This is a genomic window from Aeromonas sp. S19(2024), from assembly GCF_041402625.1.
In the GTDB taxonomy this organism is placed as follows: domain Bacteria; phylum Pseudomonadota; class Gammaproteobacteria; order Enterobacterales; family Aeromonadaceae; genus Aeromonas; species Aeromonas caviae.
Genome location: NZ_JBGLQU010000003.1, coordinates 135827 through 148654 on the forward strand (window position 1 = coordinate 135827; position 12828 = coordinate 148654).

At 60.4% G+C, this 12828-nt stretch carries 11 protein-coding genes; 6 read left to right on the forward strand and 5 right to left on the reverse strand.

Going from position 1 to position 12828, the window contains the following annotated elements; translation table 11 throughout:
- Window positions 1–82: 82 nt before the first annotated feature.
- The 3 genes from phnW to phnX are packed head-to-tail and all read left to right on the forward strand — an operon-like array spanning window position 83 to window position 3493.
- On the forward strand, window positions 83–1225 hold the full coding sequence (gene phnW / locus ACB037_RS08050; RefSeq protein WP_069785457.1) for a 2-aminoethylphosphonate--pyruvate transaminase: 1143 nt from the start codon (window positions 83–85) through the stop codon (window positions 1223–1225).
- Window positions 1222–2661 carry an aspartate aminotransferase family protein gene (locus ACB037_RS08055; protein WP_371175166.1) on the forward strand — a complete coding sequence of 480 codons (1440 nt, stop codon included), beginning with the start codon at window positions 1222–1224 and terminating at the stop codon, window positions 2659–2661. Before phnW ends, ACB037_RS08055 begins: the two co-directional genes overlap by 4 nt.
- Entirely contained in the window at window positions 2654–3493 is an 840-nt protein-coding gene (gene phnX / locus ACB037_RS08060) for a phosphonoacetaldehyde hydrolase (RefSeq protein WP_371175167.1), read from the forward strand. The genes ACB037_RS08055 and phnX overlap by 8 nt, the downstream gene beginning before the upstream one ends.
- 121 nt (window positions 3494–3614) lie before the next feature.
- Here the strand turns inward: phnX and pflB are convergent, their stop codons facing one another.
- From pflB to ycaO, 3 genes are all read right to left on the reverse strand, one after another.
- Window positions 3615–5897, reverse strand: a complete 2283-nt coding sequence (pflB, locus tag ACB037_RS08065; RefSeq protein ID WP_371175168.1) for a formate C-acetyltransferase — start codon at window positions 5895–5897, stop codon at window positions 3615–3617.
- A 41-nt stretch (window positions 5898–5938) separates the two neighbouring features.
- Entirely contained in the window at window positions 5939–6787 is an 849-nt protein-coding gene (focA, locus tag ACB037_RS08070; RefSeq protein WP_010674505.1) for a formate transporter FocA, read from the reverse strand.
- A gap of 382 nt (window positions 6788–7169) precedes the next feature.
- Window positions 7170–8930 carry a 30S ribosomal protein S12 methylthiotransferase accessory factor YcaO gene (ycaO, locus tag ACB037_RS08075; protein ID WP_371175169.1) on the reverse strand — a complete coding sequence of 587 codons (1761 nt, stop codon included), beginning with the start codon at window positions 8928–8930 and terminating at the stop codon, window positions 7170–7172.
- A 335-nt stretch (window positions 8931–9265) separates the two neighbouring features.
- On the opposite strand from ycaO, the gene ACB037_RS08080 reads away from it, so the two are divergent.
- A complete protein-coding gene (locus ACB037_RS08080; protein ID WP_045524741.1) occupies window positions 9266–9949 on the forward strand; it encodes a B3/4 domain-containing protein in 684 nt (227 codons plus the stop codon).
- Between the two features lie 216 nt (window positions 9950–10165).
- Here ACB037_RS08080 and sugE read toward each other — a convergent pair whose 3' ends face one another.
- A complete protein-coding gene (gene sugE, locus ACB037_RS08085) occupies window positions 10166–10480 on the reverse strand; it encodes a quaternary ammonium compound efflux SMR transporter SugE (protein ID WP_371175170.1) in 315 nt (104 codons plus the stop codon).
- A 339-nt stretch (window positions 10481–10819) separates the two neighbouring features.
- Here sugE and asd point away from each other — a divergent pair, with 339 nt between their 5' ends.
- On the forward strand, window positions 10820–11932 hold the full coding sequence (asd, locus tag ACB037_RS08090) for an aspartate-semialdehyde dehydrogenase (protein WP_042016283.1): 1113 nt from the start codon (window positions 10820–10822) through the stop codon (window positions 11930–11932).
- Window positions 11933–12048: 116 nt separating this feature from the next.
- Here asd and cspD read toward each other — a convergent pair whose 3' ends face one another.
- Window positions 12049–12267, reverse strand: coding sequence for a cold shock-like protein CspD (gene cspD, locus ACB037_RS08095; protein WP_010674510.1), 219 nt, complete (start codon window positions 12265–12267; stop codon window positions 12049–12051).
- Between the two features lie 228 nt (window positions 12268–12495).
- Here cspD and clpS point away from each other — a divergent pair, with 228 nt between their 5' ends.
- Complete coding sequence (clpS, locus tag ACB037_RS08100; RefSeq protein ID WP_005325410.1) at window positions 12496–12813, forward strand: ATP-dependent Clp protease adapter ClpS; 318 nt, start codon at window positions 12496–12498, stop codon at window positions 12811–12813.
- Window positions 12814–12828: the final 15 nt, after the last annotated feature.

The following is a 12828-nucleotide window of genomic DNA, read 5'->3' on the forward strand; positions in this document are numbered from 1 at the left end:
ATGTAGTGCCACGCCTTTGACCTTGGCGGGGCAGTTATCCACAATGCGCTCATTCTGGTATATACCAAAAAGGAGCGAAGTCATGACCCATATTCCTGCGGCCCCCGCCGCCGTCGATTACCTGCTGCTGACCCCGGGCCCCCTCTCGACCACCGCGACTGTACGCGCCGCCATGCTGCAAGACAGCTGCACCTGGGATGCGGACTACAACCAGGGTGTGGTGGAGCCCATCCGCCGCGAGCTGGTGCGCCTCGCCGCCGGCCCGGAATATCAAAGCGACTACAGCGCCGTGCTGCTGCAGGGGAGCGGCAGCTATGTGGTGGAGAGCGTACTGGGCTCGGCGATAGGCGTCGATGAGTGTCTGCTGATCATCAACAACGGCGCCTACGGTGCCCGCATGGGGGAGATGGCCCGCTGCCTTGGCCTGCGCCACCATGAGCTCGACTGCGGCGAGACGACCCGCCCGGAACCCGCCGCCATCGAGGCGATGCTGGCGCGCCACCCCGAGATCACCCATCTGGCCATGGTGCACTGCGAGACCACCACCGGCATGCTCAACCCCCTTGAGGAGGTGGCTGAACTCTGCCAGCGCCGCGGCATCCGTCTGATCGTCGATGCCATGAGCAGCTTTGGCGGTATCCCCATCGACATGGGGCGCCTTGGCATCGAGTTTCTCATCAGCTCTGCCAACAAGTGCATTCAGGGGGTGCCGGGCTTTGGCTTCGTCATCGCTCGCCGCGTGGCGCTCACGGCCTGCGCCGGTCATGCCCGATCTGTCTCCCTCGACCTGCATGCCCAGTGGCAGACCATGGAGCAGCAGGGGGGCAAGTGGCGCTTTACCTCGCCCACTCATACCGTACTCGCCTTTGCTCAGGCCCTGCGCGAGCTGGACGAAGAGGGGGGCATTGCCGCCCGCCATCAGCGCTACCGCGAAAATCAGCGCACACTGGTGGATGGCATGGTCGCCCTTGGCTTTGCGGCACTGCTGCCAGAACAGTGGCAATCTCCCATCATTACCGCTTTCTACTCTCCGACCCACCCTGATTACCGCTTCGCCGACTTCTACCAGCGGCTCAAGGCGCAGGGCTTTGTCATCTATCCGGGCAAGGTCTCCCAGGCCGATTGCTTCCGTATCGGCAATATCGGCGACGTGACCCCAGAGCGGGTGCGCGCTCTGCTCGTCGCCATGACCAGCGCCTGCTACTGGCAAGGGGACGCGCGATGACCAGCATGCTGGCTCAGAGTCGTGATCTGCGTGGCCGCGATTTACATGGCCATAAGCTGCACGGTAGCGGCCGCGCCGACAGCGAAGGGGATATCAACCTTGGCGCGGGTCGGGCGTGCTGGTGGGCAGGTCAGAGCGAAGAGGTACAGGCCGGATTGGCGGAGGATAGCCGCTACTTTCTCCATCAGGCCCTCTCCACCCCCTGTCTGGATCTGATTGAGCGCGCGCAGGGGAGCTGGCTGACCAGTGTATCGGGCAAACAGTATCTCGATTTCCACGGCAACAGCGTCCATCAGCTGGGCCACGGCCACCCCAGAGTGGTGGCCGCGGTGCAGCAGCAACTCGCCGATCTGCCGTTTGCGCCCCGCCGCTACACCCATCAGGTCGCCATCGACTGCGCCCGCACCCTGGTCGAGCTGGCCCCCGGCGATCTTAACCGGGTGCTGTTCGCCCCCGGTGGCAGCGAGGTGGTGGGGATTGCTCTGAAGCTTGCCCGCTTTATCACAGGCAACAGCAAGGTGGTGTCCCTGTGGGATGCCTTTCACGGCGCCTCCCTCGATGCCATCTCGGTCGGCGGCGAGGCCTGCTTTCGCGCCGGTATGGGCCCCTTGATGGCCGGAGTGGAGCGCATCCCGCCGCCCACCCGTTATCGCGGCGTCTGGTATCGCGGGGAGGGGGATGACCTGCACTACGCCGATTATCTGGAGTACGTCATCGAGAAGGAGGGAGGAATAGGCGCCTTTATCGCGGAGCCCATCCGTAACACCGACGTACAGGTGCCCTCGAAGGCCTACTGGCAGCGGGTGCGGGAGATCTGCGATCGCCACAAGGTGCTGCTGATCGTCGACGAGATCCCCAATGCCCTGGGGCGCACTGGCCACTGGTTCAGCTTTGAAGAGTTCGGCATCGAGCCCGACATCATCTGCCTGGGCAAGGGGTTGGGGGGCGGTGTGGTGCCCTTTGCTGCCCTCATCACTCGGGATCGTTTCAATCAGGCGGCGGCCATTTCACTGGGTCACTACACCCACGAGAAGAGCCCCATCGGCTGCGCGGCGGCCCTAGCCACCATCAGTACCATCCGTGAAGAGGGGTTGCTGGCCAAAGTGCGGGAGGATGGCCGTTTTATGGCGGTAGAGCTCGCGGCGCTTGCCGAGCGCCACCCGCTCATTGGGCAGGTGCGCGGCATCGGTTTGCTCTGGGCGCTCGATCTGGTGGTCGATCATCAGAGTCGCACCCGCAATAGCCAGGCCGCCGAGCGGCTGCTCTACCGCTGTCTGGAACTGGGGCTCAGCTTCAAGGTCTCTCAGGGCAACGTCATCCAGCTCTCGCCCCCGCTCAATATCGCTCGCGCCGATCTGGTGCGCGCCATCTCCATTCTCGATCGCGCCCTCGGCGAGATCGCACTTTCACCGAAACAGGAACACCACCATGACTGACTTGCAGATTGTTGTAGACCCGACCACCGACGTAGAGGCGTTGATCCTCGACTGGGCCGGCACCGTCGTCGATTTCGGCTCCTTCGCCCCCACCTCCATCTTCGTCGAGGCCTTCGCCCGCGCCTATGACTTCCCCGTGACCCTCGATGAGGCGCGCCAGCCCATGGGGCTGGGCAAGTGGGATCATATCGCGGCGCTCGGCCGTCTGCCCTCGGTGGATGTGCGCTGGCAGGCTCGCTTCGGCCACCCCATGAGCCACGCCGAGGTGGACCACATTTATCACACCTTTATGCCGCTGCAGATTGCCGCGGTGACCCGCTTTGCCGCCCCCATTCCCGGTGTGCTACCGGTGCTGGAGGCACTGCGGGGCCAGGGGCTGCGCATCGGCTCCTGCTCCGGTTACCCCCGTCCGGTGATGGAAGCGCTGGTACCTGCTGCGGCCGATCACGGTTATCGCCCGGATCACTGGGTCGCCACCGACGATCTCAAGGCTGGCGGTCGCCCCGGCCCCTGGATGGCGCTGGCCAACGTGATTGAGCTGGGAGTGAGCGCGGTGCATCGTTGCATCAAGGTAGATGACGCCGTGCCGGGTATCAGCGAAGGGTTGAACGCGGGCATGTGGACGGTGGGATTGTCGGTTTCCGGCAACGAATTTGGCGCCACCTGGGAAGCGTTTTCCGCCATGAACGAGGCGGAGATAGCCGCCAGGCGCACACCGGCCGAGGCCAAACTGCGGGCGGCGGGGGCGCACTATGTGATTGATACCTTGGCCGACATCGCCCCGGTTATCGCCGATATCAACCGCCGTCTGGCGGCAGGAGAGCGGCCCTGAACAAGGCGGGATGAGAGGAGGGGAGAGCCGGCCTTGCCGGCAGGTTCAGGCCGATGCTCCCTGACTATCAGGCATAAAAAAACCGGCGCCTGGGCGCCGGTTTTTGTTCTCCGAGACTCTATTACAAAGAAGCGGTGAAGGTACGGGTGATGACGTCTTGCTGTTGCTCCTTGGTCAAGGAGTTGAAGCGAACGGCATAACCGGATACGCGGATGGTCAACTGCGGATATTTCTCCGGGTTTTCCATGGCGTCCAGCAGCATTTCACGGTTCATCACGTTGACGTTCAGGTGCTGACCACCTTCCAGGTTGGCTTCGTGGTGGAAGTAACCATCCATCAGGCCGGCCAGGTTGGCTTTCTGGGCTTCCATGTCTTTACCCAGCGCGTTCGGCACGATGGAGAAGGTATAGGAGATACCATCTTTGGCGTAAGCGAACGGCAGCTTGGCAACGGAAGTCAGGGAAGCAACGGCACCCTTCTGGTCACGACCGTGCATCGGGTTGGCACCCGGGCCGAACGGCGCACCGGCACGACGGCCATCCGGGGTGTTACCGGTCTTCTTGCCGTACACCACGTTGGAGGTGATGGTCAGCACGGACTGGGTAGCCACGGCACCACGGTAGGTGTTCAGCTTCTGAATCTTCTTCATGAAGCGCTCGACCAGGTCGCAGGCGATGTCATCGACGCGAGCGTCGTTGTTGCCGAACTGCGGGTACTCGCCTTCGATTTCGAAGTCGATGGAGACGCCATCGGCATCACGTACCGGCTTGACCTTGGCGTACTTGATGGCAGACAGGGAGTCAGCGGCTACGGACAGACCGGCGATACCACAGGCCATGGTGCGATAGACGTCACGGTCGTGCAGCGCCATCAGGGAGGCTTCGTAGCTGTACTTGTCGTGCATGTAGTGGATGATGTTCAGGGCGGCGACATACTGCTTGGCCAGCCAGTCCATGAAGTGATCCAGTCTGTCCATCACGTCGTTGTAATCGAGGTACTCGGAGGTGACCATTTCGGTCTTCGGACCGACCTGGATCTTGAGCTTCTCGTCCATACCGCCATTGATTGCATACAGCATGGTCTTGGCCAGGTTGGCACGGGCACCGAAGAACTGCATCTGTTTGCCGACGATCATCGGGGACACACAGCAAGCGATGGCGTAGTCATCGTTGTTGAAGTCCGGACGCATCAGGTCGTCGTTCTCGTACTGAACGGAAGAGGTCTCGATGGATACCTTGGCGCAGTACTTCTTGAAACCGACCGGCAGCTTCTCGGACCACAGGATGGTCAGGTTCGGCTCAGGGGACGGGCCCATGGTGTACAGGGTGTTCAGCATACGGAAGCTGTTCTTGGTGACCAGGGTACGGCCGTCAACGCCCATACCGGCCAGGGTCTCGGTCGCCCACATCGGGTCGCCGGAGAACAGTGAATCGTATTCCGGGGTACGCAGGAAGCGAACCATACGCAGCTTCATGACCATGTGGTCCATCAGCTCCTGGGCTTCTTGCTCAGTGATCAGGCCTTTCTGCAGGTCACGCTCGATGTAGATGTCCAGGAAGCTGGAGGTACGACCGAAGGACATGGCCGCGCCGTTCTGGGACTTGACCGCCGCCAGGTAGGCGAAGTAGGTCCACTGTACGGCTTCTTTGGCGGTCTTGGCCGGTACGGAGATGTCGCAGCCATATTTGGTAGCCATCACCTTCATCTGGGCCAGGGCACGGTGCTGCTCGGAGATCTCTTCGCGCAGACGGATGGTGGCTTCCAGGTTGACACCGTTTTCCAGGTCAGCCTGCAGGGACTTGAACTGAGCCAGTTTGTCGGCCATCAGGAAGTCGATACCGTACAGGGCAACACGACGGTAGTCACCGATGATACGGCCACGGCCGTAGGCATCCGGCAGACCGGTGATGACGCCGGACTTGCGGCAGTTCAGGATGTCTTTGGTGTAGACGTCGAACACGCCCTGGTTGTGAGTCTTGCGGTACTCGGTGAAGATCTTCTCGACCATGGGGTCAAGCTGACGACCGTACACTTCGCAAGAGGTCTTGACCATCTTGATACCGCCGTTGGCGATGATGGCGCGCTTGAGCGGCTTGTCGGTCTGCAGACCAACGATTTGCTCCAGGCTCTGGTCGATATAGCCGGCATCGTGAGCGGTAATGGTGGAGGGCAGGTCGGTATCAAAATCGACCGGCGCGTGAGTGCGGTTCTCGATCTTGATGCCTTCCATGACCTTGTCCCACAGCTTGGTGGTGGCTTCGGTCGCGCCAGCCAGGAAGGACTCGTCACCTTCATACGGGGTGTAGTTCTTCTGGATGAAGTCACGGGTGTTGACAGAGGTCTGCCATTCACCGGCTGCGAAGCCTTCCCATGCTTTTTGGAACTGTTCGTTAAGTTCTGCCATTTTCATTACCTCTCAAGGTATTTATGTGTCTGCCGCCATCCTTAATGATGGCGACGGAAGATAAACCAGTAAGTCAGCCCAACCATGACGCCACCACCAATGATATTACCGATGGTGACAGGGATGAGGTTGTGCAGGACGAAGTTGGACACGGTCAGGTCGGCAAAGGTCGCCGGATCCTGGCCGATGGCCTGCCAGAATTCCGGGCTCGCGACGCTGTGGATGGCGATACCGACCGGGATCATAAACATGTTTGCAATACTGTGCTCAAAACCGGAGGCCACGAACATGGCGACGGGAAGCAGCATCACCATCACCTTGTCGGTGGCGCTGCGGGCGCCGAAGGCCATCCACACGGCGAGACACACCATGAGGTTGCAGAGGATGCCAAGGGCCACGGCCTCGAAGAAGGTGTGATGGATCTTGTGCTGGGCCACTTTCATGGCGTTCAGCCCCCACTGACCATCCGCTGCCGTGTATTCCGCCGACATGATGATGAGGCCGACGATGATGAGACCGCCGATGAGGTTGCCGAAGTAGACCAGTCCCCAGTTCTTGAGCAACTGGGCCCAGCTGATGCGATTCGCCGCCTTGGCTACCAGGGTGAGGGTAGTGGAGGTGAACAGTTCGGCGCCGAGCAGGACGCAGAGGATGAGACCGAGGGAGAAGCAGATGCCGCCCACCAACTTGGACATGCCCCAGGCCATGCCGCTTGAGCCCGTGGTGACGGTGATATAGAAGACGAAGGCGATGGCGATGAAGGCGCCAGCGGTGATGGCCAGGGGAATGACCTTGTATGCGGGCTTGGTGGCCTTGGCATAGGTAATGTCTTCGGCCAGGGCGGCGATGGCTTCGGGCTTCAGACAATCAAAGGGAGATTCTGCTTTCAATTCTCAGTACCTGCATATTTTGCCTGTGGAAATCATAACAAAGGGGCTGATCCCCAAAATTGACTCCGATCAAGAATTACAGATTGTGAATGTAATTTTACTACAGGATTTTTCGCCATCCGGAAGCGTTTCTTTACACCAGGTTTCAGGTGAAACAGAAATGAGTCTGTTATTAATTTTATGATTTTTAAGAACTTATAAAGGACACCCTTAAAAAAGTACCGGCCAGGCACCTTTGCGGCCGCACTGCACCATGAGTGCCAAATTAACAACCCCCTAAGAGGTATTTTTTGTCTTTTATTTCATCTTTGTGGCACGGCCAGCCAAAGCGTAGACCATAAAACAGAAGGGGCCCTCAGGGCCCCTTCGTCATATCAGCATATCAGTTCCAGCTATGGATTCGTTTGGCTTTTTGCAATTTCTCGTAAGCGGCCAGCAGTTTCTGGTGCAGCGGGAACTGGGAGAGGGAGAGATCGGCGGCTTCCAGACCGTGGAAGCGCGCCTCGCCGCGGGCGTTGGCCCACGCCTGCGCCAGGGTCTCTTCCCCGAACATGCGGGCGAACACCGGGCGGTACTGCTCGGGGTCGCGTTCCTCGTCCAGGAAGAGCTCGACGCAGGCGCGCAGGGCGCGGTAGTAAGCGGCGCGATCCGCCGGGAACACCGACTGGTTGAACTCCATGGTCCAGTCGATGAGGTCGAGGGCGCTCTCCAGGTCGCCTGCGGCCAGCGCCAGCATGGCTTTGAGCTCACCGACGCGCAGGGTGTGCAGGGCAGTGCCCTTGGCGGCGGCGATGCCGAGCAGCTCGCGCACCCGGGTCCGCTCGTCGTGACCCTCTTCATCCAGCTGGTCGAACAGGGCCATGTACTGCTCTGCGTCCCACTCGAGCGCCGGCAGCGCCAGGATGGTCTCCCGCAGGTGGGCCCCCATGGTGTTGTTGGCCAGCAGCAGATCTTCCACCGGATAGATGTCGGACATGCCGGGCACCAGAATACGGCAAGCGTAGACACCCAGGTGCTCGTAGTCGGCGATGTAGACCGGCTGCTCCAGCTCGTGGAAGATGCCGATCAGGTGGTCGAACTCCTCCTGAGAGGTGCCGCGGAAGTCCCAGTCGGCAAACTCGAAGTCGGACTCTTCCTTGAACAGATCCCAGCTGATGAGGCCGGAGGAGTCGATGAAGTGGGTCTCCAGGTTGTGGTGATCCGCCACCTGCTCGTTGTCAAACGACGGCGGCACGAAGACGTCCAGATCCTTGAGACTGCGCCCTTGCAGCAGTTCGGTGACGGTGCGCTCGAAGGCGACCTCGAAGCGCGGGTGGGCGCCGAAGGAGGCAAAGCAGGTGCCGTTGCTCGGGTTGAGCAGCACCACGCAGATGACCGGATAACGGCCGCCGAGGGAGGCATCGAAGCTGTAGATGGGGAAGCCTTCGGCCTCCAGTGCATCGATGGACGCCTTGATGCCGGGGTAACGGGCGATGACCTCGCCCGGGATCTGGGGCAGGCTGATGGCCTCGGCGATGATCTTGTTCTTCACGTGGCGCTCGAACACCTCCGACAGCCCCTGGGTGCGGGCTTCGGTGCGGGTGTTGCCGGCGCTCATGCCGTTGGAAACATACAGGTTGCCGACGATGTTCATCGGGATGTAGACGGTCTGGTGATCAGACTGGCGCTCGAAGGGCAGGGCGACGATGCCGCGTTCCTCGTTGCCGGATTGCAGGTCCACCAGCATGTCGGCGGTCACTTCACCGTCCTGGTTGTAGAACTTGCGGGTGAAGGAGTCGAGCAGACCAGTGGGAAGCTGATCCCCCTCGATGGGGAACCACTTCTCGTTCGGGTAGTGGACGAAGTCGCCATTGGCTACCTGCTCGCCCAAGTAGAAGTCGGCGAAGAAGTAGTTGGTGGAGAGACGCTCGAAATATTCGCCAAGGGCGGAGGCGAGCGCCGCCTTCTTGCTGGCACCCTTGCCGTTGGTGAAGCAGAGAGCGCACTCCTTGTCCCGGATGTGCACGGACCAGACGTTGGGCACGGGGTTGAGCCAGGAGGCCTCTTCGATATCAAACCCCAGGGCTTGCAGCTTGGTCTGGAAGCGTTCGATGGAATCTTCCAGCGCTGCGTCCTTGCCGGGAATAAAAGTGTGGTCGGTCATCACAATGTCCTGATTTTATGGGCTCATGTTTGGACGCAGATAATAGCATGAGTGACGGGGAAAGCGGCCAGGGCAATGGTGTGGGCTTGCCCAGGTCTGCATTGGATGGGCGGGGTGTGGTAGTGGGGCCGGACGGTGCGCTGCGGGGCGGCGATTTTTCATGGGAAAGAGGGTTGGGTCATCAGTTTTACTTAACATAATTAAGATAAAGTAAATTTTATTATGACCCTGTGCCCTTCATCATGGCGTCAACCGTTGGCGGGGGAAGGAAAAGAGGGGAACGCCCGTGCCCGTTCCGCCCCCCCGTCTTGATGAGCCTTGACCAGGAGTGCTGAATGTTCCCGATGATCCCCCGTATCGACCCCGAGATAGCCAGGTTGGCGCCGGGTTTTTGTGCCCTCAGCATCGTGGTGGAAGCCGCCCCCGTGATTGACACTCTGGTGGGGGAGCGGGCCCTGGCCCGGGCATGTGCGGCCCTTGGCACCGACGAGGCCCCCTGGGCCCTTGAACATCTGGCCGCCTGGGATCAGGTGTTCAAGGGGTTTGGCGCCAAGCCTGCCCGCACGCCCTGCTCGGCCCAGGCACTGCGCAAGCGGGTGCTGCGCGATGGCGTCTTGCCCGCCATCGATCCTGTGGTGGATCTCTACAACGCCATCAGCATCGAGTATGCCATTCCCGTGGGCGGGGAGGATCTGGCGGCCTATGTGGGGACGCCGCGCCTGGTGATTGCCGATGGCAGCGAATGCTTTGACACCCTCAAAGAAGGGCTGCCAATCCAGGAGGCACCGGCTCCCGGAGAGGTGGTGTGGCGGGACGATCTCGGCGTCACCTGTCGCCGCTGGAACTGGCGCCAGGGGATCCGCACTCGCCTGAGCCTCTCTTCCCCCCGGATGTGGTTCATTCTGGAGTGTCTGCCGCCGATGCCGCGCACGGCCTTGTGGGAGGCCGGCGACAGGCTGATTGCCGGTCTCACGCAGATGATGCCTGGGGCCCGCATCGAGCAGACGCTGGTGGAGTGATTGAAGGAGCAGACGAAAAGATAAAAGGAGGCGCCTCATGCTCGCCCGGGCGGTCATGGGGCGGATCTTGCTCGCCATGCCACGTCTGTGCCACCCGCCTTTACCCACCGTCTGCGAACACATCAGCAAGCAGAGGAACACCGCAACACGCCGGGCTGACATCGCCCCCTGGAGCTTGCCACGTCGGGGCCGGTGTACCCGGCCCTTTCAGCGCGCCTAACCGATGAATTTCAGACCCAGGATCCCGCCGATGATCAGCAGCAGGCAGAGCACCCGGGCTAGGGTGGCCGGTTCGTTGAACAGCCAGATCCCCATCAGCACGGTGCCGACCGCGCCGATGCCGGTCCAGACCGCATAGGCGGTGCCAAGGGGCAGCTGTTTGACCGCCATGGCGAGCAGCAGCACGCTCACGGCCATGGCGATCAGGGTCAGCAGGGTGGGGAGGGGACGGCTGAAACCGTCGGTGTATTTGAGGCCGATGGCCCAGGCGACCTCGAACAGGCCGGCCAACAGCAGGAGCAACCGGGACATAAAGCAGATTCCGCAGGAAGCAGGGTCGTCCCTGCGTATCAGGAGGCCTCGGGGCCGTCCCCGAGGGGCAGCGGGGCTGCCGGTCGGTCTCAATGATGCCCCAACTGGAGGCAGGATGCCAACCGGCTGCCCGCAGGTCGGCCAGGCCGACGGATATTGCAGCGAATGGCACAGAATATTGCGCAATTCGACTTGCGCCCGCCGTCACAATCCGTAATGTGGACAGACGCATTTTTTGCAACTCATATATTGTGAATCCCTTGTAAACGGTTGGCGCCAAGGCAGGGGTCACGGGTACCACACACGATTTCTATAAGCAGCTATCCAGGGTAGGACATTATGAAAAAAGTAGGTTTGGTCGGTTGGCGTGGCATGGTGGGTTCGGTCTTGATGAGCCGGATGCAGGAAGAGAAGGACTTTGCCCGCATTCAACCCACCTTCTTCACCACCTCCCAGGCCGGTGAGGCCGCCCCCAATTTTGGTGTCGATGCCGGCACCTTGCAGGACGCCTTCGATCTCGAGGCGCTGGCCGCACAGGACGTCATCATCACCGCCCAGGGCGGCGACTACACCAAGGATGTTTATCCGCGTCTGAAAGCCGCCGGCTGGCAGGGCTACTGGATTGACGCCGCCTCCTCCCTGCGCATGGAGAAGGACGCTGTCATCATCCTGGATCCGGTCAACGGCGACGTCATCGAGGATGCCCTGAACAACGGCATCAAGACCTTCGTTGGCGGCAACTGCACCGTCAGCCTGATGCTGCTGGCCCTGGGTGGCCTGTTCAAGGCCGATCTGGTGGAGTGGGTGAGCGTGGCCACCTATCAGGCGGCCTCCGGTGGTGGTGCCCGCCACATGCGCGAGCTGGTCACCCAGATGGGCATGCTGCGCGATGAAGTGGCGGTGGAGCTTGCCGATCCTGCTTCCGCCATCCTCGACATCGAGCGCAAGATCACCGAGAAGACCCGCTCCGGCACCCTGCCGGTGGACAACTTCGGCGTGCCGCTGGCCGGTGGCCTCATCCCCTGGATCGACACCAAGCTCGACAATGGCCAGAGTCGTGAAGAGTGGAAGGGCCAGGCCGAGACCAACAAGATCCTGGGTATCGAAAACGCCGCCATTCCGGTGGATGGTCTGTGCGTGCGCATCGGCGCCCTGCGCTGCCACAGCCAGGCCTTCACCATCAAGCTGAAAAAAGATGTGCCGCTGGCCGAAATCGAAGCCCTGCTGGCTGCCCACAACGACTGGGTCAAGGTGATCCCCAACGATCGCGACATCACCGCCCGCGAGCTGACCCCGGCTGCCGTTACCGGCACCCTCAGCATCCCGGTGGGTCGTCTGCGCAAGCTCAACATGGGCCCGGAGTACCTGGCCGCCTTTACCGTGGGTGACCAACTGCTGTGGGGCGCCGCCGAGCCGCTGCGCCGCATGCTCAACATCCTGCTGGCCCGCTGAGGTAGCGGCAGCAGGGAACAGGGAAGGCCTTGCCTTTCTTGTTCCCCTTTTCGTGTCTGTCCATAAAAAAGCGGCATCCCTTGGGATGCCGCTTTTTAATTTATCCAGTTTGACTCTTAGATGTTCTGTGCTTCGTTTGGCACGATGACAGAGGCATGATTTCCTTTCGGCCCCTGCTGCAGTTCAAAGTTGACTGCCTGACCTGCTTTCAAGGTCTTGTAACCTTCCATTTGAATCGTGGAGTAGTGAGCGAAGATGTCTTCACCACCGCCTTCCGGACAGATAAACCCAAATCCTTTTGCGTTGTTGAACCACTTGACTGTTCCGGTTGCCATACATCTACATCCTTTTATTGATTACCCTGAAGTCGTTGAGTAACCTGCGCCAGCCTTATATAACTAGGGCATGACCCCGTAGCAGACGGGCGCCGATTAGCAAGTAACCAATCTAGTCCAACTTTTAAGCGAGTCAAGAAGTTGTTAACAACCGATGTGATCTGGTTAACAAGTCTATTGACAATCTTGAGCGACACGGTAGTAATCTAGAGGTACCAAAGCGCAACTATGAGCAAGCAGAAAGAACTCTTTGCTAATGAAGAGATTGCAGAGGCAGAGAAAACGAAGCTGCAACCGCCACCCATGTACAAGGTCGTCCTGAACAACGACGACTACACACCGATGGAGTTCGTGGTGGAGGTGCTGCAAAGGTTCTTTGGTATGGATCTGGAGAAGGCCACTCAGGTGATGCTGAGCGTGCATTATAGTGGTAAGGGAGTCTGCGGCACATTTACCGCCGAGATTGCCGAGACCAAAGTGGTCCAGGTCAACACCTATTCACGTAACAACGAACATCCACTGCTATGTACCATGGAAAAGGCTTGAATCTGATGACTTGAT